The organism is Prevotellamassilia timonensis (assembly GCF_021531665.1).
Classification (GTDB): Bacteria; Bacteroidota; Bacteroidia; order Bacteroidales; family Bacteroidaceae; genus Alloprevotella.
Genome location: NZ_JADYUH010000115.1, coordinates 1 through 986, shown reverse-complemented (window position 1 = coordinate 986; position 986 = coordinate 1). Strand labels below are relative to the sequence as shown.

1 protein-coding gene is annotated in these 986 nt (G+C 51.1%); it reads right to left on the bottom strand.

Annotated elements, in window-relative coordinates; genetic code table 11:
- Positions 1-980: transposase (locus I6E40_RS10590; protein WP_235387228.1), on the bottom strand; the 980-nt coding region annotated here is incomplete at its 3' end.
- Positions 981-986: the final 6 nt, after the last annotated feature.

Here is a 986-nt window from a genome sequence, read left to right as displayed (position 1 = left end):
TTGGACATGGAATACTCCATGTGCCTTTCCTTCATCATGACCTTGGCCACGTTTAACGATGCGAATGATGCATTGAAAGCGCAGTCAAGTTTGTTAGTGTCCCTTGCTTGAGAGTCCGTCAGCCCGCAGAATTGCTTTGCATCGCGAAAGCAAAATTCTATCTGAAACCTGGTTCTGTAGAAGTCCAGAACTTCCTCACCAGAGAGTGTAGTGTCAGTAGAGAAGAACAGCTTGCGCTTCTTGTCGGGCATGATCCAGATGACCAGACGCACCTTGCACTTCAGCGCCTTGGAATAGGCTATCAGCGTATAGGCAATGCCTGGCAGTCCGTCAACGAAGATGGGAAGCATCCTTGACATGTCGAGTTTCTTCAGGTCTATCTTCCCGTCTATCATCTTGGGTCTTCCTCTTTTACCTGTGCGCTCACCCTCATAGAGATAGCACAAGTGGGCATTGTCACGGAAGCGGCTGACGAGATGGAAGCCATGCTGATGGATTCCCTCGTAGAAAGTGCGAGTGGAGAAGAATGCATCGGCAACAACGAGATGAGACAGTTTCAGCAGTTCCCTGCAATAGCGCTTGATGACGGCAATGTAATGGTCTGCCAGCGTCATATTACGCTTCTTCAGCTCAAAGTTGCCTGGTGTCTGATGGGCACGGAGCATCATGCAGTTGTGGCTGTCAATGTCTATCAGCCCCAGTCCCATAATTTCCAGTCCGTGCTTAACGGCACCTGCACATCCCGACCAGAAACGACCAATATGCGGAGTCTTCTTGCCCGACTTGCTGATGTAGCTCGGATCAATGGCTATGGCCTTGCGACCGTCGCTGCCGAAGTAGCGCAGGGCGAGACTGACGTTGAAGCGAAGCCAGTTCAGGCTCTTCGAGCGCAAGCGTCCGAAGTTCTGGCGGTAGCACTGTTCGCCGTGTCTGCCGTACTTGCCCAACTGGGTGAAATTTATCCTTCCTGGTATAACCATGTATAA